General features: G+C 76.3%; 21 protein-coding genes. 4 read left to right on the forward strand and 17 right to left on the reverse strand.

Annotated features, from left to right (window positions below; genetic code table 11):
* Window positions 1-4 precede the first annotated feature (4 nt).
* From BKA21_RS05850 to proC, 4 genes are all read right to left on the reverse strand, one after another.
* Complete coding sequence (locus tag BKA21_RS05850) at window positions 5-721, reverse strand: L-ribulose-5-phosphate 4-epimerase (RefSeq protein ID WP_140457390.1); 717 nt, start codon at window positions 719-721, stop codon at window positions 5-7.
* Window positions 722-798: 77 nt separating this feature from the next.
* Window positions 799-2,409 (reverse strand): xylulokinase, encoded by a 1,611-nt coding sequence (locus tag BKA21_RS05855; RefSeq protein ID WP_140457391.1) that lies wholly within the window; start codon window positions 2,407-2,409, stop codon window positions 799-801.
* Between the two features lie 230 nt (window positions 2,410-2,639).
* On the reverse strand, window positions 2,640-3,710 hold the full coding sequence (locus BKA21_RS05860; protein ID WP_239072735.1) for a LacI family DNA-binding transcriptional regulator: 1,071 nt from the start codon (window positions 3,708-3,710) through the stop codon (window positions 2,640-2,642).
* A gap of 32 nt (window positions 3,711-3,742) precedes the next feature.
* A complete protein-coding gene (gene proC, locus BKA21_RS05865) occupies window positions 3,743-4,594 on the reverse strand; it encodes a pyrroline-5-carboxylate reductase (RefSeq protein ID WP_140457392.1) in 852 nt (283 codons plus the stop codon).
* Window positions 4,595-4,829: 235 nt separating this feature from the next.
* On the opposite strand from proC, the gene BKA21_RS05870 reads away from it, so the two are divergent.
* Entirely contained in the window at window positions 4,830-6,635 is a 1,806-nt protein-coding gene (locus tag BKA21_RS05870; RefSeq protein WP_140457393.1) for an Rv1352/Rv1906c domain-containing protein, read from the forward strand.
* Window positions 6,636-6,697: 62 nt separating this feature from the next.
* On the opposite strand, the gene BKA21_RS05875 is transcribed toward BKA21_RS05870, so the two are convergent.
* The 7 genes from BKA21_RS05875 to BKA21_RS05905 all read right to left on the reverse strand — a co-directional run bounded on the left by BKA21_RS05875 (window position 6,698) and on the right by BKA21_RS05905 (window position 15,567).
* Window positions 6,698-8,905 carry a permuted SH3 domain-containing protein gene (locus BKA21_RS05875; protein WP_140457394.1) on the reverse strand — a complete coding sequence of 736 codons (2,208 nt, stop codon included), beginning with the start codon at window positions 8,903-8,905 and terminating at the stop codon, window positions 6,698-6,700.
* Entirely contained in the window at window positions 8,898-9,794 is an 897-nt protein-coding gene (locus BKA21_RS05880) for a hypothetical protein (protein ID WP_140457395.1), read from the reverse strand. Before BKA21_RS05880 ends, BKA21_RS05875 begins: the two co-directional genes overlap by 8 nt.
* An 88-nt stretch (window positions 9,795-9,882) precedes the next feature.
* Entirely contained in the window at window positions 9,883-11,115 is a 1,233-nt protein-coding gene (locus BKA21_RS05885; RefSeq protein WP_140457396.1) for an ABC transporter permease, read from the reverse strand.
* On the reverse strand, window positions 11,112-11,861 hold the full coding sequence (locus tag BKA21_RS05890) for an ABC transporter ATP-binding protein (RefSeq protein ID WP_140457397.1): 750 nt from the start codon (window positions 11,859-11,861) through the stop codon (window positions 11,112-11,114). The genes BKA21_RS05885 and BKA21_RS05890 overlap by 4 nt, the downstream gene beginning before the upstream one ends.
* Window positions 11,854-13,116 carry a permuted SH3 domain-containing protein gene (locus tag BKA21_RS05895; RefSeq protein ID WP_239072734.1) on the reverse strand — a complete coding sequence of 421 codons (1,263 nt, stop codon included), beginning with the start codon at window positions 13,114-13,116 and terminating at the stop codon, window positions 11,854-11,856. The genes BKA21_RS05890 and BKA21_RS05895 overlap by 8 nt, the downstream gene beginning before the upstream one ends.
* A gap of 144 nt (window positions 13,117-13,260) precedes the next feature.
* Window positions 13,261-14,814 carry a DUF7059 domain-containing protein gene (locus BKA21_RS05900; protein WP_140457398.1) on the reverse strand — a complete coding sequence of 518 codons (1,554 nt, stop codon included), beginning with the start codon at window positions 14,812-14,814 and terminating at the stop codon, window positions 13,261-13,263.
* Between the two features lie 45 nt (window positions 14,815-14,859).
* Window positions 14,860-15,567 carry an endonuclease/exonuclease/phosphatase family protein gene (locus BKA21_RS05905; RefSeq protein WP_140457399.1) on the reverse strand — a complete coding sequence of 236 codons (708 nt, stop codon included), beginning with the start codon at window positions 15,565-15,567 and terminating at the stop codon, window positions 14,860-14,862.
* A gap of 62 nt (window positions 15,568-15,629) precedes the next feature.
* Between BKA21_RS05905 and BKA21_RS19325 the strand changes: the two genes are divergently transcribed.
* Complete coding sequence (locus BKA21_RS19325) at window positions 15,630-15,761, forward strand: hypothetical protein (protein ID WP_257023416.1); 132 nt, start codon at window positions 15,630-15,632, stop codon at window positions 15,759-15,761.
* A 49-nt stretch (window positions 15,762-15,810) separates the two neighbouring features.
* Here the strand turns inward: BKA21_RS19325 and BKA21_RS05910 are convergent, their stop codons facing one another.
* Window positions 15,811-18,105, reverse strand: a complete 2,295-nt coding sequence (locus BKA21_RS05910) for a sodium-translocating pyrophosphatase (RefSeq protein ID WP_140457400.1) — start codon at window positions 18,103-18,105, stop codon at window positions 15,811-15,813.
* A gap of 213 nt (window positions 18,106-18,318) precedes the next feature.
* Entirely contained in the window at window positions 18,319-18,660 is a 342-nt protein-coding gene (locus BKA21_RS05915) for an STAS domain-containing protein (RefSeq protein ID WP_140457401.1), read from the reverse strand.
* 132 nt (window positions 18,661-18,792) lie between these two features.
* On the opposite strand from BKA21_RS05915, the gene BKA21_RS05920 reads away from it, so the two are divergent.
* Together BKA21_RS05920 and BKA21_RS05925 are read left to right on the forward strand one after the other, a co-directional pair.
* Complete coding sequence (locus BKA21_RS05920) at window positions 18,793-19,395, forward strand: SigE family RNA polymerase sigma factor (protein WP_140457402.1); 603 nt, start codon at window positions 18,793-18,795, stop codon at window positions 19,393-19,395.
* Window positions 19,392-20,417 carry a hypothetical protein gene (locus tag BKA21_RS05925; RefSeq protein WP_140457403.1) on the forward strand — a complete coding sequence of 342 codons (1,026 nt, stop codon included), beginning with the start codon at window positions 19,392-19,394 and terminating at the stop codon, window positions 20,415-20,417. The genes BKA21_RS05920 and BKA21_RS05925 overlap by 4 nt, the downstream gene beginning before the upstream one ends.
* A 7-nt stretch (window positions 20,418-20,424) precedes the next feature.
* Here the strand turns inward: BKA21_RS05925 and BKA21_RS05930 are convergent, their stop codons facing one another.
* From BKA21_RS05930 to BKA21_RS05945, 4 genes are all read right to left on the reverse strand, one after another.
* Window positions 20,425-21,144, reverse strand: coding sequence for an anaerobic ribonucleoside-triphosphate reductase activating protein (locus BKA21_RS05930; protein WP_140457404.1), 720 nt, complete (start codon window positions 21,142-21,144; stop codon window positions 20,425-20,427).
* A complete protein-coding gene (locus BKA21_RS05935; RefSeq protein ID WP_140457405.1) occupies window positions 21,141-22,973 on the reverse strand; it encodes a ribonucleoside triphosphate reductase in 1,833 nt (610 codons plus the stop codon). The genes BKA21_RS05930 and BKA21_RS05935 overlap by 4 nt, the downstream gene beginning before the upstream one ends.
* Window positions 22,974-23,172: 199 nt before the next feature.
* Complete coding sequence (locus BKA21_RS20115; RefSeq protein ID WP_170208897.1) at window positions 23,173-24,900, reverse strand: 5-oxoprolinase subunit B/C family protein; 1,728 nt, start codon at window positions 24,898-24,900, stop codon at window positions 23,173-23,175.
* A 26-nt stretch (window positions 24,901-24,926) separates the two neighbouring features.
* On the reverse strand, window positions 24,927-25,736 hold the full coding sequence (locus BKA21_RS05945) for a LamB/YcsF family protein (RefSeq protein ID WP_140458329.1): 810 nt from the start codon (window positions 25,734-25,736) through the stop codon (window positions 24,927-24,929).
* Window positions 25,737-25,884 lie beyond the last annotated feature (148 nt).

Below are 25,884 nucleotides of genomic sequence, written 5' to 3' on the forward strand. Positions count from 1 at the left end.
CGCGTCAGTGCTGGCCGTAGACGTTCTGGTATCGGGCGTACAGGGAGTCGACGTGCTGCTGCTCGATCGGCAGCGGCTCGCCGAGCTGGCGGCTGATGTGGACGGTCCGGGCGACCTCCTCGACCATCACCGCGGCCTTCACGGCGGCCTTGGCGTCCTTGCCGATCGTGAACGGCCCGTGGTTGCGCATCAGCACGGCCGGGCTGCGCGACTCGCGCAGGGTCTCGACGATCCCCCGGCCGATGGAGTCGTCGCCGATGAGGGCGAACGGGCCGATCGGGATCGGGCCACCGAACTCGTCGGCCATCATCGTCAGCACGCACGGCACCGGCTCGGCGCGCGCCGCCCACGCGGTCGCGTACGTGGAGTGCGTGTGCACCACACCGCCGACCTCCGGCATGTGCGTGTACACGTAGGCGTGCGCCGCCGTGTCCGAGGACGGTGCGCGGGTGCCGTCGACGAGGTTCGCCCCGAGGTCGCACACGACCATCGACTCCGGCGTCAGCTCGTCGTACGTCACGCCCGAGGGCTTGATGACGAGCAGGTCGTCCGGGCCGGGGCCCGCGGCGGGGTCCACGACCACGCGCTGGGAGACGTTGCCGGCGGTCCACACCACGAGCCCCCAGCGGGGCAGCTCGGCGTGCAGCGCGGACACGGACGTGCGCGCCTGCGCCACGGCGTCGCGCACGGTCTGCGGGTACGCGTCGAGGGTCGTCGTCATCGGATCTCCTGCGGGGTCGTCGTGAGCGCCCGGCCGAGGGCGCGCTGGTCCGTCGTCACGTGCGGGGTCGTCGTCACTCAGAGCGCCTCGGTCGCCGCGCGCTCGACCGCGAGGCCGGCGCGGTAGCGCTCGAGGAAGGTCGCGTAGCCGGCCACGTCGGCGGGGTCGGGCTCGGCCACGACGACGTCTGCCCCGGCGAACACCTGTGTGCCGAGGTACGTGCCGAGGTCCTGAGCGTCCGCGTGCCCGAGGTACGCGGCGAGGACCGCGATGCCCCACGCGCCACCCTCGCCCGCGGTCGTGCCGACCGCCACCGGGGCGCCGACCGCCGCGGCGAGCAGCCGCTGCGCGACGCCCGCCGTGCGGAACAGCCCGCCGTGCGCGAACAGCGCGTCGAGCTCGACGCCCTCGTCCGCGAGCACCTGCATGCCCAGGCTCAGGGTCCCGAACGCGCCGTACACCTGCGTGCGCACGAAGTTCGCGAGCGTGAGCCGGCTGTCCGGGGTCCGCACGACCAGCGGGCGCCCCTCGTCCAGGCCGGTCACGGGCTCGCCCGCGAGGTAGTTGTAGGCCAGCAGCCCGCCGCCGTCGGCCTCGCCGTCGAGCGCGGAGCCCAGCAGCGCCGCGAAGACCTCGTCCTGCCCCGCCGGGTGGCCCAGGGCCGTGGCGAACTGGCCGAAGACCTCGGCCCACACGCCCAGCTCGCTGGCGCCGTTGTTGCAGTGCACCATCGCCACGAGGTCGCCTGCGGGCGTCGTGACCAGGTCGATCTCGTGGTGCACGCGGGCCAGCGCCCGCTCCAGCACGACCATCGCGAAGATCGAGGTGCCGACGCTGACGTTGCCCGTGCGGGGCGCGACGGCGTTCGTCGCGACCATGCCGGTGCCCGCGTCACCCTCGGGCGGGCACACGGGCGCGCCGGCGGCGAGGGTGCCCGTGGGGTCGAGCAGCGCGGCGCCCTCGGGCGTCAGACGCCCGGCGTCCTGGCCCGCGAGCAGCACCCGGGGCAGCAGGTGGGTCACGCGCATGCCGGGGTGGCGGTCGGCCACGAGCGCGTCGAAGGCCTCGACCATGGTGGCGTCGTAGTCGCGCGTCGCCGGGTCGACCGGGAACATGCCCGACGCGTCGCCGACGCCGAGCACGTGCTCGCCCGTCAGGCGGTGGTGCACGTAGCCGGCGAGGGTCGTCAGGGACGCGATCTGCGGCACGTGCGGCTCGGCGTCCAGCACCGCCTGGTACAGGTGCGCGACCGACCAGCGCAGCGGGACGTTGTAGCCGAACAGCTCGGTGAGCGCGGCCGCCGCCGGGCCCGTGGAGGTGTTGCGCCACGTGCGGAACGGCACGAGCAGCTCGCCGCTCGCGTCGAACGCCAGGTAGCCGTGCATCATCGCCGAGACGCCGAGCGCACCGACCGAGGTCAGCCGCACGCCGTACTGCCGCTCGACGTCCGCGTGCAGCTCGGCGACCGCGGCCTGCAGGCCCGTCCAGACCGCGTCGAGCGGGTAGGTCCACGTGCGGTCGACGAGCTGGTTCTCCCACGCGTGCCCGCCGCTGGCGACCGGGGCGTGGTCGGGCCCGATGAGGCACGCCTTGATGCGGGTGGAGCCGAGCTCGATGCCCAGGCTCGTGCGGCCCTGCTCGATCGCGGCGCGGACCTGGGCGACCTGCTCGGCCGTCGGCGCGCTCATCGGGCCCGCCCCGGCTGCCGTGCCGTGCTGGGTGCGTGGTCCGCGGCCACCGTCCGGTGGTGCTGGGGGTCGACAGCCATGTCGCTCCGTCCCGAGGTCTCGTGCGCCCGGCCGGGCGGCACGGACGCGGCGACGCGTCGGCACCCCCGGGGGCGCGTCGCCGGCGGGGTGCCGACGACGCCATCATGTTAGCGCTCACATGCCGCGCGGCGAAACGTCCCCGGCAGGTCTCACCCGCCCGGACCCGCACCGGCGACCGTGCTCTCGCGGACCACCAGCTCGGGCGCGATCAGCCCAGGGACGAACGACCCGTCCCCCGCGAGCGGCACGTCCGGCACGGCAGCCGGGGCGGCTCCGGCCGCCCCCGCGTCGAGCACCGCGCGCACAGCCCGCCGCCCGAGCTCGGCGAACCCCTGCCGGACCGTCGTCAGCGGCGGGTCGTAGAAGGCCGTGCCCGGCTCGTCGTCGAACCCCACCACGGCCACGTCCTGCGGCACCCGCACCCCCGCGACCCGGAACGCCCGCAGCAGCCCCAGGGCCAGCTGGTCGTTCGCCGCGAACACCGCCGACGGCAGCCCCTGCGCCACCAGCCGGCCGCCGACCGCGAACCCGTCCGCCGCCGACCAGCCCGTCGCGATCGGCGGCGGCACCCGCCGGCCCGCCGCCTCCAGCGCCGACCGCCAGCCGCGCAGCCGGTCCCCGGCGTCGAACCACTCCGGCGGGCCCGCAACGTGCACGACCGTCTCGTGCCCCAGCGCCAGCAGGTGCTCCGTCGCCATGCGGCCACCCGCGTGCTGGTCGACCGCCACCGCCCGCCCGCCCGGCTGCGGGGCCGACGAGACGACCACCACCGGCACCGGGGCGTGCACCGAGCGCAGCGCCCCCAGGGTCTCGGTGCGCGGCGCCACCACCACGATGCCGTCGACACCCTGCACGAGGAAGTGCTCCACGACCGTCACGACGTCGTCGGGCGAGAACGTGCGCAGCGTCGCGACCGACACGTACGCGCCCGCGTCCCGCGCCGCCTGCTCGCACGCCACCAGCGTGCTCGTCGGGCCGTACAGCGCCGTCGCGGGCGTGATCACGCCGATCGTGCCCGTGCGGCGGGTCACCAGCGCACGGGCGGCGAGGTTGCGCCGGTACCCGAGCGTCGCGATCGCCTCCACGACCCGCGCCCGGGTCGCCGGGCGCACGCTCGGGTGGTCGTTGAGGACGCGCGAGACCGTCTGGTGGGACACGCCCGCGAGCGCCGCGACGTCGCTCATCGCCGGCGGGCGGGCAGGGGCCTGCACGTCCGCCACGCGCGGCACCGGGCCGTCGGCCACCACGGCGGTCAGGCCCCCGCCGGCCGGCCCAGCTCGCGCGAGCGCTCGGCCGCGGCCCGCACCCCCGCGACGAGCCCCGCGCGCACCGCGTGCGCGTCGAGGGCCGCGACGCCCGCCACCGTGGTGCCGCCGGGCGACGAGACGCGCTCGCGCAGCACGGCCGGGTGCTCGCCGGTCTGCGCGACCATGGCACCGGCGCCCTCGACGGTCGCGACCGCGAGGGTCGTCGCCAGGTCCCGCGGGAGCCCCAGCAGCACGCCGGCCTCGGCGAGCGCGTCGATCACGTAGAAGACGTACGCCGGGCCCGAGCCGGACAGGGCCGTGACGGCGTCCATGTCCTTCTCCGCGACCCGCACGACGACGCCCGTGGCGGCGAGCATGCGCTCGACGAGGGCGAGGTGCTCGTCCCCCGCCGCCACGCCCGGGGCGGTGGCCGACGCGCCCTTGCCGACGAGGGCGGGGGTGTTCGGCATCACCCGGACCACCGGTGTCCCGGCCGGCAGCGCGGACTCGTAGACCGCGAGCGGCACCCCGGCCGCGACGCTCACCACGAGGGCGCCGGGGCGCAGCACCGGGGCGAGGTCCGCCAGGACGGCGGGGACGGCACCGGGCTTGACCGCGAGCAGGACGACGTCCGCGGCGGACACCGCGGCCCGGTTGTCCGGAGCAGCCGTCGCACCGTGCTCGTCGGCCGTCGCGGCAGCCTTGGCGGCGTCGGGGTCGGCGACCACGACCGCGGCCGGGGGCCACCCGCCGGCGCGCAGACCGGCCACGAGCGTGCCACCCATGACGCCGGCGCCCAGCACCGCGACCGTCGGCGTCGCGCCCGGCTCCGTCGTGCCCGTGCCCTGCGTCGTCATCGTTCCTCCGTCGCTCGCGCCACGCCGTCCGGGCGGGCCGGTGCCCGGTGCGCCGGACGGCGCCGAGCCTACCGAGCGCGTCGGCGCGAGCCTGCTCCCGCCGGGCCGCGTCCGAACGGGTGGTCGTTGCCGATCCGTTGCACAGCGGGCGCACAAATCGGTCCCCCCGCAGGCCTGTGACCTCTAGTGTCGTCCCGCCCGGCCAGGGGGGCCGGCACGACACCGAAGGACGTCGATGTCCCCTGCACGCACGCGCCGACCCGCCGGGCTGACCGCCCGCGCCCACCGGCAGCTCCTGTCCGCCGCCACCGTGCTCGCCGTGGCGGCGACCTCGCTCGCGGGAGCGCTCCCCGCGAGCGCCGACCCGGGCACCGACCCGACCGCCGTCGTGGCGGTCGCGGACGCCACCACCGACCCGACCGCCGACCCCGCGCCGGTCGTCGCACCCGCCGAGGACGCGCCCGCCGCGGAGGCCCTCACCGCCGGGACCGCGTCGATCACCGGGACGACGCAGGTGGGCTCCGTGCTCACCGCGGTGACCACCGGGTGGCCCGAGGGCGCGACGCTCGCGCTCGAGTGGCTGCGCGGCGAGGAGGTCGTCGGCACCGAGGGCACGTACACGCTCACGCCGGCCGACCTGGGGGCGACGCTCGCCCTGCGCGTCACCGCCACCGCCGAGGGTCTCGAGCCGGTCTCCGGCACCAGCGAGCCCACCGCGCCCGTCACCGTGGGCACGCTCACCACCGCGGTGCCGACGCTGTCCGGCACCGTCCGGGTGGGCTCGGCGGTCACCGCGGTGCCGGGCTCCTGGTCCGAGGGCACGACGCTCGCGTACCAGTGGCGCGTCGACGGCACGGCCGTCACGGGTGCGACCTCGGCGACGTTCACGCCGACGGCGACCCACCTGGGCAAGCTCCTGAGCGTGGTCGTCACCGGCAGCCAGGCCGGGTACGCGACGGCGACGAAGGCCAGCACCACCACGAAGGTCGGTGCGGGCGTCCTCACGGCGGCGACCCCGACGATCTCCGGCACGGCCCGGGTCGGCAGCAAGGTCACCGCGGTCCGCGGCACCTGGTCCCCGGCGCCCGCGTACACCTACCAGTGGCGCGCGGACGGTGCGGCGATCAAGGGCGCGACGTCCTCGACGTACACGATCCCGGCGTCGCTGCGCGGCAAGAAGCTCTCGGTCAGCGTCACGGGCAAGAAGACCGGGTACTCGACGAAGGCCGTGACGAGCGCCGCGACCGCGGTGACCGCCACGTTCAGCACCGCCCCGACCCCGAAGGTCACGGGCACCGCGCGCATCGGCTCGACGCTCAAGGTCACGGCCGGCACGTGGAAGCCCGCGCCGACGCTGAGCTACCAGTGGAAGCGCAACGGCACGGCGATCGCCGGTGCGACGAAGACCTCGTACAAGCTGACGACCGCCGACCACGGGAAGACCATCACGGTCACCGTGACCGCGAAGCGCAGCACGTACGTGACGACGACCCGGACCAGCAAGCCGACCGCCAAGGTCGACGTCCCGGCCGCCACGATCACGAAGAACGGGACCTTCAAGGTCGGCACGACCATCCCCGCGGGCACCTACATCTCGTCCACGACCGCGTCGTGGTGCGAGTGGGAGCTGCGGACCAACACCGGGACCTCCGAGACCGGCCTGCGCGGCTGGAACCTCGGGGCCGGCCGTCACGTCGTCACGATCACGAGCGCGGACAAGTACTTCCGCACCTCGGGCTGCGGCACGTGGACGCGCCGGGTCGACGTCGGCGCGACGCTGACGAAGACGGGTGCCAACGGGATGTACGTCATCGGCACGGGCCCCGGCGACCTGCGCCCGGGGACGTACCGCACGACGGGCGGCGTCAAGGGCGCGGAGTGCTACATCGCCGCGCTGGGCGACTTCAGCGGCAGCGACGCGTCGGTGCTGGAGTCGTACACGGGGGCCGTCCCCGACCAGGTCCCCGACGAGATCCTCCTCGACGCAGGTCTGGCCGGGTTCCAGACGCAGAACTGCGTGTGGACCCGCGTCCCGGACTGACCGGACGCAGCACCACGGGAAGGGCGGCACCGCACCGGTGCCGCCCTTCCCGCGTCCCGGGGTCAGCCGCGGGCACCGCCCGTGCCGGCGGGCGGCCCACCGGCGGGCATGCCGCCGAACCCCTGCTCCGTCTCCTCCGTCGTGCCCGACAGGCCCGACAGGCCCGTGGACCCCTCGGTGTCGTCGCCGAGGTCGAGCGCGGCCTCCAGGTCGGCCAGGACGACGGCGTCGCCCGCGGCCAGGCCCTCGACCACCTCCGTCAGCTCGGAGCCCACCGCCCCGGTGCGCACCTCGACGTCGCTGACCGCGTCGTCGGCGCCCAGCACCTGCACGGTGGTGACGCCCGCGGCCGTGCGCAGCGCCGACGTCGGCACCGTCAGCACGTCCTGCGCGGCCGCGACCTCGACGTCGACCTGCGCGGACGCGTCGTCGAGGACGACCTCGTCGGTCGGGTCCAGCGCGACGAGCACCGTGTACGCGGGCGTCGAGGACTCCGAGACGTCGAGCACCCCCACGCTGCTGACCACCCCGGTCAGGTCCGCGTCCGTCGTGCCGACCCGCACCTGCGCGACCTGCCCGACCTCGACGGCGTCGACCGACGTGAGCGGGACGGTCGTCGTGACCACGTGCCCGTCGTCACCGAGCACGGTGACGACCTGCGACGTCGACCCCGCCGTGACCGTGTCGCCCACGGCGACGGAGACCGCCGCGACCGTGCCGGCGACCGGGCTGGTGAGGTCGACCAGGGTCCGCTCGTGCTCGGCGACCGTGACGGCCTGGGCGCGCAGCGCGACCTCGGCGCGGTCGGCGAGGACCGCGGCCGCCGAGGCGACCTCGTCGGCCGCGCCCGCGGTGCCGGAACTGGTGGCGGAACCGGTGGCGGTGCCGGTGCCCGCAGCCGACGAGCCGGTCGACGACGTCCCCGAGGACGACGTGCCGGTCGTGGACGTGCCGGTCGACGACGGAGCCGTCGTCGACGTGCTGCCGGTGCCGGTGCCGGCGCCGGTGCCGGTGCCGGTGCCGGAAGACGACCCCGCTGTGCCCGCACCGCCCGACGCATCGCTGCCCGACGAGCCGCCCGAGGCGGTGGCGTCGTCCGACCCGGACGCCGCGCGGGCCGCGACGACGGCCTCGTCGAGCGCGGCCAGCGCGGCGTCGAGGGCGTCCCCGGTCGTCTGCAGAGCCGTCAGGGGCTCGGACAGCGAGCCCTGCGCCCCGGTCAGCGCGGCCTGGCAGGCCGCGAGCGCGGCCTGCGCGTCGGCCAGCGGCACGGTCGTCGCCGTGCCGTCCGTCGGCGTGGTCGCGGTGACCGCGCTGGTCGTGGCGATCTCGGCGGCCGTCCCGGACCCGTCGCCAGCCGCCGGGTCGGCGGTGGAGCCGTCGGTCGCACCGTCGCCCGAGGTGCCCGCGTCGGTCGCGCCGGCGGTCGCGTCGGCGCCGTCGTCCGTCCCGCCCCCGGACGCGCCGTCGCCGCTGTCCCCGTCGGTCTCCTCGTCGGCGGCGTCGGCGGCGGTGCCGACGACCGTGGCCGGGTCGATCGCGAGGAAGGCCGCGCACGTCGCGCCCGACCACGCGTCGGCAAGGCCGGTGACGGAGGCGGTCAGGGCGTCGTAGGCGGCGAGCAGGTCGGTCTGCGCGGTCGTCACGGCGGCCTGCGCCTCCTCGACGGCTGCCCACGCCTCGTCCGCGGCACCCGAACCGTCGGCCCCGGTGCCGTCGGACGGCGTCCCGGGGGACGCCGTGCCCTCCGACGCCGTCCCCTCCGAGATCGTCCCTCCGGACGTGGCCCCTCCGGACGACGTGGTGTCCGAGGCGGCGGCGTCCGAGGCGGTGCCCGCCGCCGTGCTGCTCGACGACGCGGTGCTCGACGTGGTCGACGCCGTCTGGGAGGCCAGGTCGTCCTCGAGCTGCTGCTCGGCGTCCGCGAGGTCGGCCTCGGCCTGGTCGAGCGCGTCCTGCAGCGCCGTCGGGTCGAGGGAGGCGAGCACGTCGCCCGCCGCGACGGTGTCGCCCACGGCGACCTCGACCGCGGACACGGTCCCGGCGGCCGCGAACGCGGCGTCCCGCCGGGTCTGCGAGCTCACGGTGCCCACGGCGCTGACGCTCTGCGCCACCGTCCCGGTCGCGGCGGTCGCGGTGCGGTACCGGTCGGAGCCGCCACCCCCGACGGCCACGGCGATGCCGCCGCCGACGAGGCTGAGGGCCGCGGCGCCGCCGACGACCGCGAGGGCCGTCCGGCGCCGCCGGCTGCCGCGGCGCGGGTCACGCATCGGAGCCCTCCTCCGCGGTGCCCGGGCGCTCGCCCGCGCCGCCCCGGCCCATGAAGCCGGTGGTGCAGCCCTCGTCGGTGGGGCTGGTGACCGCGACGGACGTGGCCGCCACGGTGCCGCTGTCGTCGGCCTCCCCCTGCACGGTCGCGCACTCTCCGACGACGACCGCCGTGGCGTCGGCCTCGGCCGTGCGCGTGTACGTCGTGGCGTCGTCGACGGTGATCTGCGCGGTCGAGGACGAGCCGTCCTGGGACGTCACCGCCACGGTCAGCGTCGACCCGTCGACCGCGGTGACGAGGCCCGTGGTCCCGCCGCCGAACCCGCCGCCGCCGAACCCGCCCTCGGGCATGTCCGTGGGCGCACCCTCGGGCATCTCGCCCTCCGGCATCGCGGTCGGGGCGCCGTCGGGCATCTCCCCCTCGGGCATGCCCGTCGGCATCTCCCCCGGTGTGCCGCCGCCCATGCCCCCGCCGCCGAAGCCCGCGGTGCAGGCGTCGTCGACGGGGTCGCTGATCGCGACGCTCGTCGCCGCGGCGCCGTCCTCGCCGGTCACCACCGTCACGCACACGTCGGTCGTGACGTCGGCGAGCGACGCGTCGACCGTCTGCGTGAACGTCGTCGCGTCGTCCCAGGTCACAGCGGTCTGGGTGTCGGTGCCCTGCACCTGCATCGTGGAGCCGTCGACGACCACGACCTCGCCGGACGTGCCGCCCCCGAACCCGGCCCCGGGCTGGGCGTCCGGGGCGGCGGTGGTCGCGGACGTGGTCGCGTCGGTGGTCGCGGAGGCGTCGGAGCCGCAGGCGGCGAGGAGCAGCGCGAGGGCGGCCACGGGGGCGCCCGCGGCGATCGTGCGCAGGCGGCGGGTCGAGGTCGGGCGGTCGGTGTGCATCAGGTCTCCTGAGGGACGGGGCCCGGGACGGGCGGGGACGAGGGGCGTGGCGGACGGCGCGCCGCCGGGGCGCGGGCGCGGGCGGGGCTCACTCGGCGCGCAGGGCGTCGATGGGGGCGAGCCGGGCCGCGCGGGTCGCGGGGTACACGCCGAACACCAGCCCGATGACCACGGCGACCACGACGGAGCCGCCCACGGCGAGGCCGGACACGACGATCGACGTGCCGAGCAGCGACGGCAGGCCCAGGGCGGCCGCGATGCCCAGCGCGGCACCCAGCACGCCGCCGGTCAGGCCCAGCACGGACGCCTCGACGAGGAACTGCCGGCGGATCGCCCACGGCGGGGCGCCCAGAGCCTTGCGCAGGCCGATCTCCCGGGTCCGCTCCGTGACGGACACGAGCATGATGTTCATGACGCCGATCCCGCCGACCAGCAGGGACAGCCCGGCGATGCCCGTGAGCAGCACCGTGAGCGTGCGGTACACGGCCGTGGCGGTCGAGACGAGCGAGTCCTGCGACTCGACCGTGAAGTCCGCGCTCTCGGCGTCGGTCGCGCCGTGCAGCGCCAGCAGGAGGTTCTGCACCTCCTGGGACGCGGCCGAGAGATGCTCGCCCGACGCGGCCTGCACGTAGATCGTCGAGACGGCGTTGCGGCTGGTCCCGCCGATCAGCGTCTCCGCGGCGGTCGAGAGGGGCACCAGCGCGACGTCGTCCAGGTTGCTCGACCCGCTCGCGCCGGCCGCGGTCAGGACCCCGACGACCTGCAGGTCCGTCGTCCCGACCGTGACGGTCTGGCCGACCACCGACGTGGTGCCGAACAGCTGCTCGGCCGTCTCGGACCCCAGCACCACGACCGCGGCGGACGACAGGTCGTCGTCCTCGGTGAGGAACCGGCCCTGCGCGACCTCCCGGCCGCGCACGTCGAGCCAGGACGCCGTGGTGCCCGTGACGGCCGTCGTCCAGTTGGTCTCGCCGGCCTCGACGGACAGCTGCGACGACTTCTCGGCGGCGACGCCGGCCACGTCCGGGGCGTTGACCGGCGAGGCGAGGGCCTCGGCGTCCGCGCGGGTGAGGGTCGTGCTCGACCCGAACCCCCCGCGCATGCCCGAGGAGTCCGTGCTCGACCCCGGCGTGACGATGAGCAGGTCGGAGCCCAGCGAGCTGATCTGCTCGCTGACGTCCTTCTGCGTGCCCAGGCCGAGGCCCACGGTGAGGATCACCGCGGCGATCCCGATGAGGATGCCCAGCACCGTCAGCGTCGAGCGCATCGCGTGCGACCGCACGGCGGCCAGGCCCGTGCGGAACGTCTCCAGCCAGCTCACGAGGCCGCCCGCCCGCTCGGCCCGTCGTGCTGGACGAGGCCGTCGGTGACGCGCACGACCCGCTCGGCGCGCTCGGCGACGTCGTGCTCGTGCGTGATGAGCACGACCGTGCGGCCGGCACCGTGCAGCTCGTCCAGCAGGCCCAGGACGTCGGCGGTCGAGACGGAGTCGAGGTTGCCCGTCGGCTCGTCCGCGAGCAGGAGCGCCGGGTCCCCGACGAGCGCACGGGCCACCGCGACGCGCTGCTGCTGCCCGCCCGACAGCTCGCCCGGCCGGTTGCCGACCCGGTCCGCGAGCCCGACCCGGGCCAGCGCCTCGTGCGCCCGCTCGCGCCGCTCGGCCGGTGCGACGCCGCCGTACACGAGCGGCAGCTCGACGTTGCGCCACGCGGGCAGCGACGGCAGCAGGTGGAACTGCTGGAACACGAAGCCGATGTGCCGGTTGCGGATCTGCGCGAGCTCGACCTCGTCGAGCTCGGACACGTCCTCCCCCGCGAGCCGGTACGTGCCGCGCGTGAGGGTGTCCAGGCAGCCGAGCACGTTCATGAGCGTCGACTTGCCCGACCCGGACGGGCCGACGACGGCGACGTACTCGCCCTCGACGATCCGCAGGTCGATGCCGCGCAGCGCCTCGAACTCGATCGAGCCGGTGCGGTACGTCTTGCCCGCCCCTTCGAGCTCGATCACCGGCGCCGCTCCGCCGGACCGGGCGCGGGGACGTCGGGACGTGGTCAGGACGTCACCCATTGCCGCCTCCCGTGCCGCCGGGGAAGCCGCCGGGGAAGCTGCCGTCGGTGGGGGGCTCGAACCCCTCGGGCAGCTGCCCGCCACCGGGCAGCTGCTGCTCGTCCGTCGAGCCCGACTGCGTCGAGCGCCCGGAGAACACGGTCATGACGACCTCGTCGCCCTCCGCCAGCCCCGAGACGACCTCGACGAGATCGCCCGACGTCTCGCCGACCTCGACGGGGACGGTCGTCTCGGCGCCGTCCGGGTCCGTCTGCGTGACGCTCGTGGTGCCGTCGTCGGCCGTCGTGACAGCGGCGGCCGGGACCGTCAGCACCTCGGTGCGGCGCTCGTACACGATCTCCACGTCGACGGCGATCCCGTCGTGCAGGTCGTCGTAGCTGCCCGTGACCTGCACCGTCACCGGGTAGGCGGCGGTGCCGGACGTGCTGGACGAGACCAGGCCGATCTCGGCGACCGTGCCGAACACGGTCTGCGCGAGGTCGTCCGACGTCATCTCGACCTGGTCGCCGACCTCGACCTGCGCGACGTCCGCCTCGGCGACCGTCGCGTCCACGCGCCAGGCGTCGGTCCCTACGAGCGTGATGCCGGCGGACGTCGTCGTGGTCGCCGTGGACGTGCCGGCGGACGTGCCTCCCGTCGACCCCGTCGCTCCCGAGGAGGTGCCCGACGACGAGCCCGCGGAGCCGCCGACGGCGTCGCCGACCTCGTACCCGACCGCCGTGACGAGCCCGTCGACGGGGGCGAGCAGCGTCGCGCCGTCCATCGCCGTCTGCGCGTCGTCCGCCGCGGCCTGCGCGACCTCGACCTGCGCCGCGGCGGCGTCGACCTGGGCCTGGGCCACGTCGGTGCCGTCGTCGTCCGTCTGCGCGGAGTCGAGCTGCGCCCGCGCGGTGGCCAGCGTCGCCTGCGCCTGCAGCAGGTCGGCCTCCAGCTGGAGGGTGTCGACCGTGGCGAGCGTCTGGCCGGCGGTGACGGTGTCGCCGGCGGCGACCTCCACGGCCGTGACCGTGCCGCTGACCTCGAACGCCGCCGTCTCCTGCACGAGCGGGGTGAGCGTGCCCGTGGTGGTGACCGTCTTCTCGAGGGTCTCCAGGCTGGCCGCGACCGTGCGCGTGGTCGGCGCCTGCTCCTGCGCGTCCGCGGCGGTCCCGCCGCGCCACCACAGCCACCAGGTCAGCGCGCCCGCCACGGCCAGCACCATGACGCCCGCGACGACGCGCGTGCGCGGGCGGCTCCTCCTCCAGACGCCGAGCATGTTCTCCCTCACCGCCCCGCCGCCGGGGTCCGCCGTCCACGCCGGGGATCCCCGGCCGACGAGGACGCTAGGGAGCGACCCTCAGCACGCCGTAGGCCTCACCTGTGGCGGTGCTGTGACCGTGGGCGGCCGGCGCCCGACGCGTCAGGCGGGCAGGTGCAGCAGCCCGTCGGCGACCAGCCCGCGGGCCGAGGGGAGGACGTCGGCGGCCACGTCGGCCACCGGGACGTCGAGCAGCGCGGCCAGCGCCCCGACGACCTGGCCGGCGGTGAGCTCGCCGTCGCACGCGCCGACGAACGCCGCCAGCGCCGTCCCCGCCCGCACGGTGCGGCCGAACCCGCCGCCCTGGCGCAGCAGCACCACGTTCGGGTCGACGGCACCGGGCTCCAGGTACCGCTCCTCGGTGACGTCGGCCGCCACGGTCAGGCGCAGCCCGGCCAGGTCCGCGTCCGTCAGGGTCCGCAGCACGTCGTGGGCGGCGAGGCCGGCGGCGAACGTCGGGCCCAGCGGCTGCTGCACGGGCCCGGTGCGCTCCTCGAGGCGACGCAGGGTCGCGACGCCGTCGGCGGGCCGTCGCAGCGTCACGATGCCGAACCCGATGCGCTCGACGTCGCGCGAGGCGAGGTCGTCGAGCCACGCGCCGTAAAGCGTGCGCCACGCGTCACGGTCGGCGGGGGTGGTGCCGCCGTCGCGGATCCACGTCTCGGCGTACTCGGCCGGGTCCTGCTCGTCGCGCTGCACCACCCACGCGTCCAGGCCCGACGCGTCCACCCACGACCCGACGCGCTCGTCCCACGACTCCCCGCGCCGCACCTCCCAGTTGGCGAGCATCTGCGCCACGCCGCCCGGGTCGAGGACGTCCCCGACGCCGGTGACGAGCTCCCGCACGAGGTCGTCGCCGGCGCGGCCTCCGTCGCGGTACTCGTACGCCGGCACCCCGGGCACGCGCGGGGTGATGACGAACGGGGGGTTCGACACGACGAGGTCGAACCGCTCCCCGGCGACGGGTGCGAGCAGCGAGCCCTGCCGCATCTCGACGCGGTCCTCGCCGAGCCCGGCCAGCGCCGTGGTCAGCCGCGCGAACGCCAGGGCCCGGGCCGACAGGTCGGTGGCGACGACGTGCGCGGCGTGCCGGGACGCGTGCAGGGCCTGCACGCCGCAGCCGGTGCCCAGGTCGAGCACGCGGGCGCGCGGGTCGCGCACGGTGGCCTGCGCGAGCGTCACCGACGCCCCGCCGACGCCGAGCACGTGGTCGGTCCGCAGCGCCCGGCCCGTGGCGAGCTCGCCGAGGTCGGACGCGACCCACCACGTCGCCTCGCCGGTGCCGTCGACGGCCGCGTACGGGCGCAGGTCGACGCGGGCGCGCACGGGATCCTCCCCACCGCTGCCCGCGGCCTCGACGAGCCCGAGCCGGGCCGCACCGTCGGCCCCGGTGCGCGGCAGCGCCCGCACGAGCGCCGACGTGGCGACGGGCTCGCCCAGCACGAAGCACCGCACGAGCACCGCGACGGGGTCGTCGTCCGTGCGGGTCGCGCGCTCGGCGGGCAGGGCCTCGCCGCGGTGCAGGGCGGCCGACGCGACGGGACCGAGCAGGTCCTCGACGCGCTCGACCGTGTACGCGGCCGCGTCGAGGTCGGCGCGCAGGTCCGCGACGAGGGCGGGGTCGACGACGGGGACGTCCGGGCTCGCGGTGCTCATGGCCCCATCGTGCCCGGTGCGCGGGCGGTCGCCGCACCGCCGCGATCAGCCCTGCGGCGGCTCCGGCAGGCGCAGGTCGACGACGAGGGGCCGGTGGTCGCTGGCCCGCGCCACGGGGTCGTCCGCCGGCACGAGCGCACCGACCACCGGCAGCAGCGGGTCGACGAGGACGGCGTCGATGCGCACGCGCGGCTCGTCGGCGGGGTACGTCGGGTCGTCGACCCCTGCCTCGGCCGCCGCGTCGACGAGGGCCGCGGCGTCGAGGAGGGCGCTCCACGAGGGCGACCCGGGCCGCTCGTTGAGGTCGCCGAGGACGACGACGAGCTCGTCGGCCCGGGTGGCGTCGCGCAGGACGCGCGCACCCAGGCGCCCGACGTGCCGCAGCCGCTCGTCGGCCCGCAGGCCGAGGTGCACGACCACGACCCGCACACCGTCCACCAGGGCCGTCGACGCCCCGCGGCGCGTGAGCCCGGGACGCCACGGCAGCCGCACGGCCCGGGCGTCGGTGACCCGGCGGTGCGCGACGACGAGCAGCGCCGTGGTGCGCGCCCCTCCCCCGCCGACGACGAGCCGCATGCCGGTGCGCCCGGCGAACCGCAGCAGCCGCGCGCGGCCACCCACCCCGCGCGGGGGCTCCTGCAGCGCCAGCACGTCCGGGCGGCAGGCCCGGACGACGTCGGCGACGCCAGGGTCGCGCAGTCCGTGCACGTTGTAGGTCATCACCCGCAGGGCGGGGTGCTCGTCAGCGGTCACGCGTCCTCCCGATCCCCCCGGGGTCCGGGTGCAGCCTAGGCAGAGCGGACCGTCCTTGTCCGGTGGTCACGCGTCCGCGACCGAGAACTACGCCCGGGGCGCCGGTCAGCGCGCTCGCCGAGGACGCCCACCTCGCGTCGATGGGGATGTCCGACCCGGCGATGGAGCCGATCGTCCAGCGCGCCACGCGCTGAGCGTCCCCGACGCCCCCGGGGGCCGCCCGGTCCGGGCGGCCCCCGGTCCTCAGCGGACGAGCTCGGGGGCCTCGTGCTCCAGGCGGCCCTCGCGGTCGACGCGGGCGGCGCGCAGGCGGGACGCGACGACCGCGCCGAACGCGATGGCGGTCGCCACCAGGGCGATCGCCAGGCGCGCGGTGTGGTTCGCGTCGTCGCCGACGGAGATGACCACGACCGCGGGCGCGATGAGCAGCGACACCAGGTTCATCACCTTGATGAGGGGGTTGATGGCGGGGCCCGCGGTGTCCTTGAAGGGGTCGCCGACGGTGTCGCCGATGACGGCGGCGGCGTGCGCGGGCGATCCCTTGCCGCCGTGGTGGCCGTCCTCGACGATCTTCTTCGCGTTGTCCCAGGCGCCGCCGGCGTTGGCCAGGAACACGGCCATGAGCACGCCCGTGCCGATGGCCCCGGCGAGGAACCCGGCGAGGGGGCCGACGCCGAGGCCGAAGCCGACGGCGATGGGCGCGAACGCGGCGAGCAGCCCGGGCGTGGCGAGCTCGCGCAGGGAGTCGCGGGTGCAGATGTCGACGACGCGGCCGTACTCGGGGCGGACCTCGCCGGTCATGATCCCCGGGTGCTCGCGGAACTGGCGGCGGACCTCGAAGACGATGGCGCCGGCCGCACGGGTGACGGCGTCGATCGCGAGGCCGGAGAACAGGAACACCGTCGCGCCGCCGAGGATCACGCCGACGAGCGTGACGGGGCTGATGATGTCGTAGCTCATCATCGCGGCGGTCAGCCCGTCGCCGACGCCCTCGCCGACGTCGCGCAGGGTGTGGGCGACGGCGTCGGCGTAGGAACCGAACAGCGCGGTGGCGGCGAGCACGGCCGTCGCGATCGCGATGCCCTTGGTGACGGCCTTGGTGGTGTTGCCGACGGCGTCGAGGTCGGTGAGGATCTGCGCGCCCTCGGGCGTGACGTCGCCGGACATCTCGGCGATGCCCTGGGCGTTGTCGCTCACGGGGCCGAAGGTGTCCATGGCGACGATGACGCCGACGGTGGTGAGCAGCCCGCACCCGGCGAGCGCGACGAGGAACAGCGCGAGCGGCACGGAGCCGCCGGCGACGAGGAAGACCCCGCAGATCGCGGCGGCGATGATGCCCGCGGTGTACACGGCGGACTCGAACCCGACGCCGATGCCGGACAGCACGACCGTCGCGGGCCCGGTGAGGGTCGTGCGCGCCACGTGCAGGGTCGGCTTGCTCGTCGTCCCGGTGAAGTACCCGGTGACCCAGAGGATGACGCCGGCGAGCACGACGCCGATGAGCACGGCGGCCGAGGCGACGAGCCGCGGGTCGCCGTCGTGCGTCTCGAGCCCCGCGGTGCCGGGCGTCAGCGCGGCGAAGGTGCCGGGCAGGTAGGCGTAGGCCGCGGCGGACGCGAGCAGCACGCCCACGAGCGCGGAGACGTAGAAGCCGCGGTTGATCGCGGTGAGGCCGCTCTCGGCGCCCCGCACGCGGGTGATGACGACGCCGAGCGCCGCGACGAGCGCGCCCATGGTCGTGACGATCAGCGGGAAGACCATCCCCTGCTCGCCGAACGCGGCGCGTCCGAGGATGAGCGCGGCGACGAGGGTGACGGCGTAGGACTCGAACAGGTCGGCCGCCATGCCGGCGCAGTCGCCGACGTTGTCGCCCACGTTGTCGGCGATGGTCGCGGCGTTGCGCGGGTCGTCCTCGGGGATGCCCTGCTCGACCTTGCCCACGAGGTCGGCGCCGACGTCGGCGGCCTTGGTGAAGATGCCGCCGCCGACGCGCATGAACATGGCCAGCAGCGCCGCGCCGAAGCCGAAGCCCTCGAGCACCGCGGGCGCCTGCGTGCCGTACAGCAGCACGACGGCGGCCGCGCCGAGCAGGCCGAGTCCCACGACGCTCATGCCGACGACACCCCCGGTGCGGAACGCGATGCGCGCACCCTCCGCGCGTCCGCCCGGCAGGGACGCGGCCGCCGCGACGCGCACGTTGGCGCGCGTGGCCAGCCACATGCCGAGGAACCCGATCGCGGCGGAGAACCCGGCACCGACGAGGAAGAACAGCGACCGGCCGAGCCTGACCCCGCCGTCCCCGGGGAGCAGGAAGAGCAGGGCGCAGACGACGGCCGCGAACACGGCGAGCGTGCGGTACTGGCGGCGCAGGTACGCCGACGCCCCTTCCTGGACGGCCTGCGCGATCTGCTGCATCGACGCCGTGCCCTCGCCGGCGGCGAGCACCTGGCGGCGCAGCACGGCGGCCATGACCAGGGCGGCGACCGCGACGAGCGCGATGACGGAGACGATCGTGATGCTCGTGGCACCGAGCTGCATGCGTCCTCCTCGACACAGCGCGCACGCCACCCCCCGCGGCGTGCGTCGTGCCCCGCGGCCCCGTTGCCGCCGGACCCCGCGAGTGTAGGGCAGGAGGTGTGACCTGCGTCGCACGAGACGGTGACCGGGTGGCGGCGCCCGGCGGGCGGCACGGTGGACGACGCCGCGGGCTGCACGGCCCACCGGCTGCGGCCCGGCCCGCCCGCGGCGCGGTCAGCCCGGTGCGTCCAGCGCGTCCGCGCGCGTCGGATGGATGGTGAACAGGCCGGTCAGGCCCGTGATCCGGAAGACCTTGAGGAGCCGCTCCGAGGCGATGACGAGCTCGAGGGTGCCGCCGGCCAGGCGCACCCGCTTGAGCGCGCCGACGAGGATGCCCAGCCCGGTCGAGTCCATGAACGTGATGCCCGTGAGGTCGACGACGAGATCCGTCCGCCCGTCGGTCACCGCCCGCGCGAGCGCGTCGCGCAGCCGGTCGCCGCTGCCCACGTCGACCTCGCCGACCGCGCGCACCACCGTGCGACCCCCCACGTCCTCCGTGCTCACGTGCAGGTGCATCACAGCCTCCCCCCAGGACGATTCAAGCACCACGCCGCCCGACCCCAACGTTTCTGGCCCCTCGCCCGTCTGGGAGGGTGAGCGCGGCCCCGCAGGGGGAGGCCGTGCCACGGACGGGACGAGGGTGGGCGCGTGAGGGCCGAGGACGGCAGGGCCGGGCGGGTCGCGGCGTGGGAGGACGCGCTCGGCACGCTCGTGCGGGAGCGTGGCCGGGCGCTGGTCGGGTACGCGTACCTGCTGACCGGCGACCTGCGCGAGGCGGAGGACCTCGTGCAGGACGCGCTGGTCCGCACGTTCACCCGCGGACGCGGCACCCGCGAGGTCACCTCCGCGGAGGCGTACGTGCGCCGGGCGATCCTCACCACGTACGTCGACGGGTTCCGCCGACGCCGGCACTGGGCGACGATCCGGCACCTGACCGCCGCACCCGACCGCACGCCGCCCGACGGCCCGCACGCCGGGCCGGAGCCCGTGGTCACCACGCGCCTGGCCGTGCAGGAGGCGCTCGCCACGCTCGCGCCGCGGGTGCGCGCCTGCGTGGTGCTGCGGCACCTGGAGGACATGACGGTCGCGCAGGTCGCCGAGGCCCTCGGCCTCTCGCAGGGCGCGGTCAAGCGGTACCTGTCCGACGGCGCCCGCGCCCTCGGGCGCGTCCTCGGACCGGACGCCTCCCCCGCCCCACCGCAGCCGGACCCGACCGTCGACACCCTCGTCACCCTCCGGAGGACCCGATGAGCACGTACCTGGACGACGCTCTGCAGGAGATCGCCGACGCCGCCGGTCGCGCGTCTCGCCTGGCTGCGCCCGACGACACCGACGCCGTCGCGGTCGTGCAGCGCATCACGGCCCGGGTCCGACGCCGACGCGCGCTGCACGCCGGCGCGGGTGCAGCAGCAGCCGCGGGTGCCGTCGGCGCCGTCGGCCTCGGTGCGGGGCTGCTCGCCCCCGGTCCGTCGCTGCCGGCCGCGCGCCCGGACGCCGCACCGGGCACCTGCGGGTCCGACGTCGGCAGGCTCCCCGCCGCGGACGGGACGGTCGAGACGATGGTCGGCGTCCCGTCGGGCGACGGCCTCGCCGCGTTCACGAGCGGGTCGCACCTCGGCACGTGGGGCGGCTCCGAGACGCCGCTCACGCTGACCGACGTGGTGCAGGGGGACGACGTGCACACGCTGCCGACGGACACCCGTGCACTGCTGGTCCGCGACGACGTCGTCGTCTCGACATCGACGCTGACGTCCGACCTGCGGACCGTCGTGCCGGGAGCCCCCCTCGGCCAGGACGACGAGGAGGCGCGATGGGGGACGGACGGGTCGCAGCTGTCGCTGGGCAGGTGCGACGACGGTCGTCGGCTGCCCGAGGGCGACTACGACCTGTGGGTCCTGCACCTGCGCTCCGGTGAGCCCACGAGGGCCGACGGGCCGTGGACGATCACGGTGGGCGAGCGGCTCGCCCGGATCCCAGGCCCTGCCGGCTTCCCGCAGGACGTGCCGCTCGTCGGCGGCACCATCACCTCGGTGCAGGAGGGCACCGCCACGACCTCGACGGGCTGGGTCGTCGAGGTCGAGGCACCCGGTGACGACCGGTTGAGCGTCGCCGCCGCGGTGCTCGACGACGACACGGCGGCGGCCGGTGCGCCGGTGACGGGGCCGCTCACGCGGACGATCGGCGAGCACGTGGTGACCGTCTGGGAGTCGTCGTTGCCGGACGGCGTGCCGTCGCTCGTCTACCGCGTCGTCCCGCTCGAGGTCGCGGGCTGACGAGCTGTCAGCGGTCGCGCACGGCCGCGAGCGCCGCCGCGTACTCCGGGGTCGTGCCGTCGGGGCGGACCTGCTGGAGGACGTGGTCGTGCACGCCGAGGTCGGCGAGCGTCGCGGTGAGCGCGGCGACGTCGTCGTCGGTGAGCACGGTGGGGTCGACGGTGGTGCGGACCTGCACGTCCACGCCGGAGTCGAGCACGAGGCGCAGCGACGCCAGCGCGAGGTCCGCGCTGGTGGTGGGCCCGCCCGTGCGGGTGACGGCGCGGTACAGGTGCGCGGGGGCCTTGACGTCGAACCCCACCCAGTCGACGTGCGGCAGCAGCAGGGGCAGCCGGGCCGGGTACGCGCCGGAGGTGTGCAGCCCGACGGCGTACCCGGCCTCGTGCACCTCGCGGGCGGCGGCCACGACGCCGAGCTGGCGGGTCGGCTCGCCGCCGGAGAGCACGACGCCGTCGAGCAGCCCGTGGCGGCGGGCCAGCAGGTCGCGCACGTCCTGCCAGGGCACGGTGCCGGGTGTGCGGGGGTCGAGGATCGCGTGGTTGTGGCAGTACGTGCACCGCCAGGGGCAGCCCTGCAGGAACGCGGTCGCGACGAGCCGCCCGGGCCAGTCGACGGTCGACAGGGGCGTCAGGCCGGCGATCGCCAGCGTGTCGGCCTGCGGCCCCGGGCGCACGGGCGTCCCGGTGCCGCCGGCCGGGCCGCGCGCGGGCAGCCCGAGCAGCGTCATCCGCCGGCCCCCGCGAGCGCGGGCTCGCGGAACGGCACGCGCTCGGCGTGCTCGCCCTGCTTGCCGATGTTGAACGAGCTGACGGGCCGGTGGTAGCCCATGACGCGGGTCCACACCTCGCAGGCGGTGTCCACGCCGTCCTCCGCGCACGTCGGGCACGCGGGGTGCTCGCCGGCCAGGTAGCCGTGCCGGGGGCAGATCGAGAACGTGGGCGTGACCGTCAGGTACGGCAGGCGGAACGTGCTCAGGGACCGGCGGACGAGCTCCTTGCAGGCCTGCGGGGTGGACACGCGCTCGGCCATGTACAGGTGCAGGACGGTGCCGCCGGTGTAGCGCGTCTGGAGCTCGTCCTGGCGCTCGAGGGCCTCGAAGGGGTCGTCGGTGAAGCCCACGGGCAGCTGGGAGGAGTTGGTGTAGTACGGGTGGTCGTCGGTGCCGGCCTGGAGGATCCCGGCGAACCGCTTGCGGTCCTCCTTGGCGAACCGGTACGTGGTGCCCTCGGCGGGCGTCGCCTCGAGGTTGTACAGGTGCCCGGTGCTCTCCTGGAGCTCGACCATGCGGCCGCGCACGTGGTCGAGCAGGCGCAGCGCCATCGCGTGGCCGCGGGGGTCGGTGATGTCGTAGGCGTCGCCGCTGAAGTTGCGGACCATCTCGTTGATGCCGTTGACGCCGATCGTGGAGAAGTGGGCGTCCAGGGTGCCGAGGTACCGGCGGGTGTAGGGGAACAGCCCCTCGTCGATCAGCCGCCCGATGGTCTCGCGCTTGAGCTCGAGGGACTCCCCGGCGAGGTCGACGAGCCGGTCGAGGGCCGCCAGCAGCGCGGGCTCGTCACCGGCGTGCACGAAGCCGAGCCGGGCGCAGTTGATCGTGACGACGCCGATCGAGCCGGTCTGCTCGCCGGAGCCGAACAGCCCGTTGCCGCGCTTGAGCAGCTCGCGCAGGTCGAGCTGCAGGCGGCAGCACATGGAGCGCACGTCGCCGGGGCGCATCTCGGAGCTGAGGAAGTTCTGGAAGTAGGGCAGGCCGTACTTCGCGGTCATCGCGAACAGCAGGTCGGCGTTCGGGGAGTCCCAGTCGAAGTCCTCGGTGATGTTGTACGTCGGGATCGGGAACGTGAAGACCCGGCCGGACGCGTCGCCGTCGGTCATGACCTCCATGTAGGCCCGGTTGATCATGTCCATCTCGGGCTGCAGCTCGCCGTAGGTGAAGCCGCACGGCTCGTCCGCGACGAACGGCACCTCCTCGCGCAGGTCCGCCGGGCACACCCAGTCGAACGTGAGGTTGGTGAACGGGGTCTGCGTGCCCCACCGGGACGGCACGTTGAGGTTGTGCACGAGCTCCTGCACGCCCTGGCGGACCTGCGCGTAGGTGAGGCCGTCGAGCCGCACGTACGGGGCCATGAACGTGTCGAAGCTGCTGAAGGCCTGCGCGCCGGCCCACTCGTTCTGCATGATGCCGAGGAAGTTGACGACCTGCCCGACGGCCGCGCTGAAGTGCCGCGGCGGCCGGGACTCGATCGTGCCGGGCACCCCGTTGAGGCCCTCCTGCAGGAGCCGGCGCAGGGACCAGCCCGCGCAGTACCCCGCGAGCATGTCGAGGTCGTGCACGTGCAGGTCGCCCTCGCGGTGGGCGGTGCCGACGGCGGGCGGGTACACGTGCGAGAGCCAGTAGTTGGCGACGACCTTCCCCGCGGTGTTGAGGATGAGCCCGCCGAGGGAGTAGCCCTGGTTGGCGTTGGCGTTGACGCGCCAGTCGGAGCGGTCGAGGTACTCCCCGATCGACGACCCCACGTCGACGACGACCTGCGCCCGGTCCTGCGCGTGCTCCATGCGTCCGCTCCTTCGCTCCACCACGGGTCCCACCACCGAGTCCACCACCCAGTTCACCGACCGGGCACCAGATGTGGTGGCGCGACGCGCGGGACGCCACCACATCTGCCGCGCGACGGGGACGTGACGACCGTCCCGGCGGGACGAAGGTCCCCGACCGGCGGGTGGAGCGACCGCTGCGGAGCGGTCGGCAGGGCGGTCAGGCCCCGGCGGCGCGGGGCGGTCGGGCGCCCTCGGCCGGTACCAGCCGGACGCGCTCGCCCGGGCGCAGCTGCGCGGCCCGGGCGCACGCCTGCGGGGTGAGCACGGCGACGACGGGGTAGCCGCCGGTGACGGGGTGGTCGGCCCCGAAGACGACGGGCCGCCCGTCGTGCGGCACCTGGACGGCCCCGGGCACCAGCCCCTCCGAGGGCAGCTCGCCGCGGCCCGCGAGCGCGAGCGGGTCGCCGTCGAGCCGGACGGCGACCCGGTTGCTCTCGGGCGCCACCGTCCAGGTCCGGTGCCACAGCGCGTCCTGGGCGGCGGGTGCGAGGTGGCCGAGGCGCGGGCCCGTGGTCGCGGCGAGCAGGACCGTGCGCCCCGGGCCCAGCCGCGCCGGGGGTGTCGGGCCGGGCGCGGCCGGGGTGGGCAGCCCGTCGAAGCTGGTGCCGTACGCGAGCACGTCGCCGGCGCGGACGGGCGCCGGCCCCAGGGCGGAGAGCTGGTCGTGCGCGCGCGACCCCAGCACGGGGGCGACATCGACGCCGCCGCGGACCGCGAGCCACGTGCGCAGGCCTCGGGCCGGGACGCCGAGGGCGAGGGTCGCACCGGCGGGGGCGCGGACGGCGACCCCGTGGGGCACGGGCACGCCGTCGAGGTGGGCGTCGGCCTGCGCACCGGTCAGCGCGAACGCCGTCGAGCCGCCGAAGGTGACGACGAGCCCGCCGAGCAGCACCTCCAGCCCGGCGGCGGACGCGGCGTTGCCGACGAGCCGGTTGGCGTGCACGAGCGCGGCGGGGTCCGCGGCACCGGACCGCGGGACGCCGACCGCGGCCAGCCCGGGGCGGCCGAGGTCCTCGACGAGGACGAGCGGGCCGGTGCGCACGACCGTGAGCGCGAGGGGCAGCAGGACGGGCGCGTCGCCGCCCGGGCCTGCCGGGGCCGGTCCGTCCGTGGGGGCCGGACCCGGTGCGGGGGCGTCCGCAGGACCGGGCGGGTGCACGGTCGTCGCACCGGGCGCCGGGGACGCCGCGACCGGTGCGGGACGGCGGCGCACGAAGCGGACGGCGTCGCCGGGGGCCAGCAGGGCGGCGTCGTCGCGCCCGCGGGTGACGTCGAACACCGGCTCGGGGGACGTGCCGAGCAGCCGCCACCCGCCGGGCGTCGGCCCCGGGTAGACGGCGGTGAACTCCCCCGCGACCGCGACGGCCCCGGCCGGCACGCGGGTGCGCGGCGAGGACCGGCGGGGCACGTGCAGCACGGGGTCGACGCCCACGACGTACGCGAAGCCGGGCATGAACCCGCCGAACGCGACGCGGTACCCGCCCGGCCCGCCGGCGAGGTGCCGGGCCACGACCTCCTCGACGGGCAGCCCGGTCAGTGCCGCGACCTCGTCGAGGTCCGGACCGTCGTAGACCACCGGCACCTCGACGGTGCGCGGCGGCGCGGCGCCCGGGTCGTCGCCCGCGCCGCGGCCCCCGTCGGCACGTCCGGCGGCGTCCGGCGGTGCCGCGGCGGACCCGGCGCTCTCGCGGGCGAGCGCCGCCACGCGCGCGGCCCAGGCCGTCCGGCGGCCGGGGACGCCGCGGACGAGCACCGTGCGGGCGGCGGGCACCACGTCGAGGACGCTGTCGGGGGCGGCGGTCCGCAGCGCGGCGTCGAGGGCCCGGACCGCCCGCAGGTCGGGCAGGTCCACGAGGACGGCGTCCGCGCCGTAGGGGCGCACCACGGGCACGCCGTCAGGGCCGGGGCCCGTCACGCGCGGGCGCCGGGAGCGGGCGCCACGTTCGCCCCCGCGTCGAGGTCGACGAACGGTCGCACCACGAGGCCCGCCCCCACGAGCGCGCCTCGCACGGCCGTGGCCAGCGCCACCGCGCCCGGGGTGTCGGAGTGCACGCACAACGACGCCGCACGCAGCGGCAGGACCGTGCCGTCGACCGCCACGACGACGCCCTCGACGGCCATCCGCACGGCCCGCTCGGCGGCCTGCTCGGGGTCGGTGACGAGCGCCCCGGGCTGCGCGCGCGGCACCAGCGTGCCGCGGGCGGTGTACCCGCGGTCGACGAAGGCCTCGACGACCGGTACGAGACCCGCCTCGGCCGCGCGGGCCAGCACGCGCGACCCCGGCAGCCCCAGCACCGCGAGCGCGGGGTCCACCGCGGCGACGGCCTCGACGACGGCCCGCGCCTGGGCGTCGTCGTGCACGACGGCGTTGTACAGGGCGCCGTGCGGCTTGACGTGGGTGACCCGCGCGCCGGTGCCGCGGGCGACGGCGACGAGCGCTCCGACCTGGTACGCCACCTGGGCGCGCAGCACGTCCGGGGGCACGTCCAGCGCCCGCCGCCCGAACCCGGCCCGGTCGTCGTACGACGGGTGCGCCCCGACCGCCACACCGCGCGCCGCCGCGGCCGCGCACGTGGCCGCCATGGTCGCGGCGTCCCCGCCGTGGAAGCCGGTGGCGACGTTCGCCGACGAGACGAGGTCGAGCAGGGCGTCGTCCGCCGGGGGCTCGAGGCGCCAGTCGCCGTCGCCCTCGCCGAGGTCGGCGTTGAGGTCGATGCGCATCACGCGCCGATCCTCCCGCGGCGGGCGGCGGGGGTCACGTCGACGCGCACCGCACCCGCCCGGACCCTGCAGATCGCCCGGGGCCGGGCCGATGGGACCGACGGACCAGCCGCCGACCGGCGGCGCACCCGGGGGGACGAGGCACGGC

Origin of the sequence: Cellulomonas oligotrophica, from assembly GCF_013409875.1 — a bacterium.
Classification (GTDB): Bacteria; Actinomycetota; Actinomycetes; order Actinomycetales; family Cellulomonadaceae; genus Cellulomonas; species Cellulomonas oligotrophica.